General features: G+C 68.3%; 6 protein-coding genes. 4 read left to right on the top strand and 2 right to left on the bottom strand.

What is annotated here, in order from left to right; genetic code table 11:
• Nucleotides 1-299: 299 nt before the first annotated feature.
• Entirely contained in the window at nucleotides 300-1,568 is a 1,269-nt protein-coding gene (locus QM572_RS13515; RefSeq protein ID WP_415093965.1) for an MFS transporter, read from the bottom strand.
• Nucleotides 1,569-1,813: 245 nt separating this feature from the next.
• On the opposite strand from QM572_RS13515, the gene QM572_RS13510 reads away from it, so the two are divergent.
• From QM572_RS13510 to QM572_RS13495, 4 genes are all read left to right on the top strand, one after another.
• Nucleotides 1,814-2,824 (top strand): zinc-dependent alcohol dehydrogenase family protein, encoded by a 1,011-nt coding sequence (locus QM572_RS13510; RefSeq protein ID WP_415093963.1) that lies wholly within the window; start codon nucleotides 1,814-1,816, stop codon nucleotides 2,822-2,824.
• A gap of 12 nt (nucleotides 2,825-2,836) precedes the next feature.
• The gene (locus QM572_RS13505) at nucleotides 2,837-3,724 is read left to right on the top strand and encodes a helix-turn-helix transcriptional regulator (protein WP_415093961.1); all 888 of its coding nucleotides are present in this window, start codon (nucleotides 2,837-2,839) and stop codon (nucleotides 3,722-3,724) included.
• Between the two features lie 141 nt (nucleotides 3,725-3,865).
• Entirely contained in the window at nucleotides 3,866-4,210 is a 345-nt protein-coding gene (locus QM572_RS13500) for a carboxymuconolactone decarboxylase family protein (protein ID WP_415093959.1), read from the top strand.
• A 73-nt stretch (nucleotides 4,211-4,283) separates the two neighbouring features.
• Nucleotides 4,284-4,724 (top strand): cupin domain-containing protein, encoded by a 441-nt coding sequence (locus tag QM572_RS13495; protein ID WP_415093957.1) that lies wholly within the window; start codon nucleotides 4,284-4,286, stop codon nucleotides 4,722-4,724.
• Between the two features lie 141 nt (nucleotides 4,725-4,865).
• On the opposite strand, the gene QM572_RS13490 is transcribed toward QM572_RS13495, so the two are convergent.
• A complete protein-coding gene (locus tag QM572_RS13490; RefSeq protein WP_415093955.1) occupies nucleotides 4,866-5,072 on the bottom strand; it encodes a hypothetical protein in 207 nt (68 codons plus the stop codon).
• Between the last annotated feature and the right edge of the window lie 570 nt (nucleotides 5,073-5,642).

The following is a 5,642-nucleotide window of genomic DNA, read 5'->3' as shown; positions in this document are numbered from 1 at the left end:
GTCGCCGAGCTCGCGGCCAGCTCGGAGCTGCGCGGGGCCCTCGCGGCCGCGAACGCCGCGGCGGCCTCCGCCGCGCAGCGTCCCGGAGCGCAGTCCTCCTACCCGACCCGCGCGGCCCGCTGAGACACGCGCGCCCCCGTCCTGCGCAGCGGCAGGCCGGGGGCTTCGAGGAGATCGAGATCGTCGAGGCTCGGAACGGGGAGACGTGTAGGTCGTCGTCGCTTGCGGCGATGCGGCTGATCGTGGTGGCGGGCCAAGTGCGCATGAGGGTCTCGAGGGTCCTCTCGGAAGGGCTGGGATCAGCGGTGAGGGTCGTGGGTGTCGGGCTGCTGGTGGTTCGGCTCGGCGGTGAGTCGCAGGGCCGCCATCGTGCTGAGGGTTGCGCCTCCGAGGGTTGCCATCGCGATGCCGACGAGGAGGGGGCCGCGGGCTCTCAGGTCGGTGCTGAGGGTCTCGGCGCCGATCCATGTGCCCAGGGCGGTCCCGCCGTTGAAGGCTGCGACGGCGATGGCGGCGGCGAGCGTCGGCGCGGTTGAGGCGAAGCGGACAGCCAGACCGGTCCCGACGGGCGGGATGCCCATGCCGGCGATGCCGAGGGCGAAGATCAGGATGAACGTGGCGATCGGGTTGGTGGAGCTCAGTGCCAGCAGCGTCATGATCGCTACGGTCGAGGTCGTCGCGGTCAGGAAGGTCGTCAGCGGTCGAGCGTCTGCGAACCTGCCGGCCAGGTTGGTGCCGAGGACTGCTCCGGTCCCGAAGACGACGAAGACCAGCGGCACGGCCTTCTCCGCGAGCCCGGTGCGCTCGGTTACGAGCGGTGAGAGGTAGGAGAAGGTGGTCATGTACCCGCCGGTGGCGAGCACGGTTGCCAGGACCAGGAGCGCCATGCGGCCGGTGGCGACCGCACGTAGCTCCGAGCGGACCGACGGGGCAGCGGTGTGGGTGTCAGCGGGGGTGCAGCGGTAGATGATCGGGGCGGCCAGGGCCGCGGCGGCGGCGAGGACCCAGAAGCTGCCGCGCCAGCCGAGGAGCTGTCCGGCGAAGATGCCGAGCGGGACACCGGCGACGGTGGCGATGCCGACGCCGCTCATCATGAGTCCCAGAGCTCGTGACTGGTTGGCGGGTCCGGCGGCGGTGGTCGCAACGACCGCCGCGACGGCCCAGAACGCGCCTGCAGCCAGGGCTGCGATGACGCGCGCGGTCGCGACGAGGGCGAAGGTGGTGCTCAGGGCCGCCACTACATGACCGACGGCGAAGATTCCGAGCGCGCCGACCAGCGTCATCCGGCGCGGGAGCCGCAACGTCGCCAGCGCCATTCCCGGCGAGCCCAGGATCATCCCCACGGCGAAGGCGCTGATCAGCAGGCCCACCCGGCTGACGTCGACGTCCAGACCGGTCGCGATGTCCTGGAGGAGACCCGCGACGAGGTACTCGGTGGTGATCATCAAGAACGTGCCGACCGCGAGCAACGGCACCACGGGCGGCAGCGCCCGGCGGGTCGTGTCGCCCACGGTGCTCTTGCCGCTCTCGCCGCTGCTGATGGTGGGCTGGTCGGTGCTCGTGCTCACGGGGCCTCCTCTTCCGTTCGGTTTCCGCTCGGTGCCGTCGACGACCTGGCGGTGATCTCTGATGGCCCTTATGGGCCTCTTGCCTACGAGCGTGCAGGCCGCGCACGCGCCCAGGAAGGACCAGGCGAACAGTGGTCTGGCAGGTCCTGTTTCGCCCGGGTCGACGCGGCTAGCGTCGAAAGCGTTGACATCCGGAGAACCGGGACCCCGTCTGAACGAAGGAGATCGGCGCTATGCGCGGAACGATGCTTACCGGCCCCGGCGAGATCAGCGTGCAGGAGCGCGACAAGCCCACCATCCAGACTCCCCGCGACGCTGTGATCAAGGTCGCGGCGGCCTGCGTCTGTGGGTCGGACCTGTGGCCCTACCGCGGCATCGAGCCCATCGACGGACCCACCCCGATGGGGCATGAGTATGTCGGCGTCGTGGAGGAGATCGGCTCAGAGGTCACCACCGTCAAGCCCGGCGACTTCGTGGTGGGCTCCTTCATGGCCTCAGACAACACCTGCGAGATCTGCCAGGCCGGCTACCAGTCACGATGCGCGCATGTGGAGTATGTCGGTGCCGGCGGAGCGCAGGCGGAGTACCTGCGCGTCCCGCTGGCCGACGGCACCCTGGTGGCCACGCCGGGCCAGCCCGCGGACGACCTGATCCCGAGCCTGCTCGCGGCCTCCGACGTCTTGGGCACCGGCTGGTTCGGTGCCGTGGCCGCCGATGCTGGCCCGGGAAAGACGATCGCGGTCGTAGGCGACGGCGCGGTGGGACTCTCGGCCATCCTGGCCGCCCGCGAGCTTGGCGCCGAGCGGATCATCGCGATGAGCCGTCACGAATCCCGGCAGAAGCTGGCGCTCGAGTTCGGAGCGACCGACATCGTCGACGTCCGAGGCGACGAAGGGGTCAAGGCGATCAAGGAACTCACCGATGGCTACGGCGCGCACGGCGTCGTCGAGGCAGTCGGCACTCAAGAGTCGATGATGCAGGCCATCCGATCGACCCGTCCGGGTGGCTACGTCGGGTACGTCGGCGTCTCCCACGACGTCGAGCTTCCCGGTGAGGAGCTGTTCTTCTCCGGCGTCCACCTCCACGGCGGCCCCGCGCCCGTGCGGAGGTTCCTTCCCGACCTGATCGAGCGGATCTGGAATCGCGAGATCAACCCAGGCGTCGTGTTCGACCTCCAGGTCGACCTCGACGAGGCTGCAGAGGCCTACCGGGCGATGGACGAGCGGCGCGCCGTCAAGGCACTGCTGCGGGTCTAGGGTCGACGAGTCATGGATCCGAAGGCGGAAATCACCAGCTTCCTCTCCTCCCGGCGAGCCAAGCTCTCACCGGACGAGGCCGGTGTCGCGTTCTACGCCGGCCGGCGCCGCGTTGCCGGGCTGCGACGAGAAGAAGTCGCCCAGCTCGCCGGGGTGAGCACCGACTACTACGCCCGCCTGGAGCGCGGCAAAGTAGCCGGCGCCTCCCGGGATGTACTCGAAGCCGTGGCCCGCGCCCTGCAGCTCAACGACGACGAACGGGACCACCTGTTCGACCTCGTCAAGATCACCCAGACCCGGTCACGGCAACGGCGCACGACCAACACCACGGTGCGACCTGGACTCCAGCTTGTGCTCGACTCCATCCAGGCACCCGCATACCTTCAGAACGCCCGCCTGGACCGGCTCGCGGCCAACCCGATCGGCCGGGCCCTCTACTCCCACCCGATGGACGGGTCACAGGATCGGTTCAACTACGCGCTGTGGCTCTTCCTCGACCCTCGAGCCCACGAGTTCCACCGCGACTACGACGCCGCCAAGAACAACGTCGTGGCCCTCCTGCACACCGCCACCGCCAAACAGCCCCACGACCAAGGCCTCATCGACGTGATCGGACGCCTCTCCACCCAGAGCGAGGAGTTCCGTGGCTACTGGGCACGGCACGACGTCTTCCGATACCGCCGCGGCGCCAAGCTCCTGACCCACTCCGTGATGGGCGATCTCGAGTTCGGCTACGAGACCTTCGAGCTCGCCAGCGACCCCGGCCTCGTGATGCTCGTCTACACCGTCGAACCCAACTCGCCCACCGCCGAAGCTATGCAGATCCTCAGCAGCTGGACCGCCCCGACCTCCACGAACGACCTCGGCGCACGAGAAACCAGCGACCGCGCAACGGACTAGCAGCCCGTGTCACGCCGACCTGCACCACGCATCGACACCTCACCGGGCCGCGGGGCGAGCGACCGAGTCGCGCAGCCGGTTGCTCGCACCAGACCACCGTGGGGGGATCCCCCTACCGACGAGAGAACGGAAGCCTCAGCAATGACCGAGAACGAGAACCAGATGAGCTCCGGCTGGGCCGGCGGCCAGAACGCCTTCGGCGACTTCGCCCCCGGCATGGTGCACTACACCGACCGGGTGCTCTTCGACGAGGTTTGGGAGCGCGAGGGCCTGTCCAAGCGCGACCGCAGCCTTGTCACCATCTCCGCGCTCACCGCCCTCGGAAAGATGGACCAGCTGCAGTTCCACCTCGGCTTCGCCCGCCGCAACGGCGTCACCGACGAAGAGCTGAAAGAGGCACTCCTCCAGCTCGCGTTCTACTCCGGCTGGCCCAACGGCATGGGTGCGACCACTGTGCTCAAGAACATCATCGAGAGCGACTCCTGAGCAGGACCCACGACCGAACCACGTCGCCCGCAACACGCAGCCGGGCGACAGCACAACCGCCCTAGGAGCAGAGATGAACCCCAACGACTTCGACCAGATCTTCTCCCTCGGGGAGACGAACGACGCCTACGCCGAGTACTTCATCGGTCAGAGCTACAACGCTCCGATCGTTGCGGGGAGCGTTCCCGTCGCCAACATCACCTTCGAGCCCGGCTGCCGCAACAACTGGCACATCCACCACGGCACCGACGGCGGAGGTGACCAGATCCTGATGTGCACAGCCGGATCGGGCTGGTACCAGGCCGACGGCGAGGACCCGATCAGCATGGAGCCCGGGACAGTGGTTCGCGTTCCGGCCGGCACCAAGCACTGGCACGGAGCCAAGGCCGACTCGTGGTTCTCTCACCTTGCCTTCATCACCCCCGGCGAGGGCGTCAGCAACGAGTGGCTCGAGCCGATCACCGACGAGGTCTACGGCACGCTGCCTGGCAACTCTGCTACGTCCTCGAGCTGACGCGGACCGCCAGTCGCCTGGTCGAGGGCACTCTGCACTTGGGCGACCGTCACGCCGTCGTCGTCTGCGGGATGTGGTCGAGCCTGAGCATCGTCTCGCTAGTAGGTCGTCCGCCACGGTGCGGGCCGCCTGCGGTGACGGTCAGCGGTTTGGGTCGACCGCAGGCAGTTCGAAGTCGCCGTCGGTCATCCGGCCGACCATGAAGTAGATGACGACGAGCTGGTTGATCGCGCGCTGGTTCCGGTAGTCCTCCAGCGGGGCGTTCGTCGCGATGCGGCAGAGCAGCTCGTCCATGAAACAGGCCAGCATCACGGGGGAGTCGATGATCTCGTCGAACTTCTGGCCCATCTCGACCCAGCGATCGATCTCGGCGCGCTCGCGCGTTTGACACCCCCGTCAGCTTGAGCCGTGTCTACCGGGTGTGGTCACAGGCTCGCGAGCAGGCCCTCACGCCCGAGCAGGTCGCCTCGCCGCTGGCCGCCCGTCCCTACGACCTCCGGCACGCCTGCCTCTCGACCTGGCTCGCCGCCGGAGTCGCCCCGACTCAGGTCGCGGAGTGGGCCCCGGGCACGGTGTCGACGTACTTCTTCGGGTCTACGCGAAGTGCCTCGACAACACCGAATCGGTCGCGATCGGGCGCATCGAACGGGCACTCTCAGCGCCTCAGAACGAGCTCCCGCTCCGAAACTCGGGCGCGTATAGGACGCGAATGGCCGTAGAACGCCGTCCACAGCCGGATCCACCCGGACAACGAAGAAGGGCCCCGGACCCTACGTTTCCGCAGGTCAGAGGGGACTGCTGCACGAACTGGTGACAGTTTCGGTTAGGCCGCTTGGGTGGCGGCTGGCTTCATGATCAGCTCGTATTCGACAGGGGTCAATCGTCCGAGAGCAATCTGTCGTCGGCGTCGGTGGTAGG

This window comes from Nocardioides sp. (assembly GCF_047607365.1).
Classification (GTDB): Bacteria; Actinomycetota; Actinomycetes; order Propionibacteriales; family Nocardioidaceae; genus Nocardioides.
Note: the sequence above shows the minus strand (reverse complement) of the source record. Positions and strands in the feature narration are given on the sequence as shown.

Coding starts and splice junctions, on each gene's coding strand:
- QM572_RS13505 (WP_415093961.1), top strand. CDS start 2,837: ATGGATCCGAAGGCGGAAATCACCAGCTTCCTCTCCTCCCGGCGAGCC.
- QM572_RS13490 (WP_415093955.1), bottom strand. CDS start 5,072: ATGGGCCAGAAGTTCGACGAGATCATCGACTCCCCCGTGATGCTGGCC.
- QM572_RS13500 (WP_415093959.1), top strand. CDS start 3,866: ATGACCGAGAACGAGAACCAGATGAGCTCCGGCTGGGCCGGCGGCCAG.
- QM572_RS13495 (WP_415093957.1), top strand. CDS start 4,284: ATGAACCCCAACGACTTCGACCAGATCTTCTCCCTCGGGGAGACGAAC.
- QM572_RS13510 (WP_415093963.1), top strand. CDS start 1,814: ATGCTTACCGGCCCCGGCGAGATCAGCGTGCAGGAGCGCGACAAGCCC.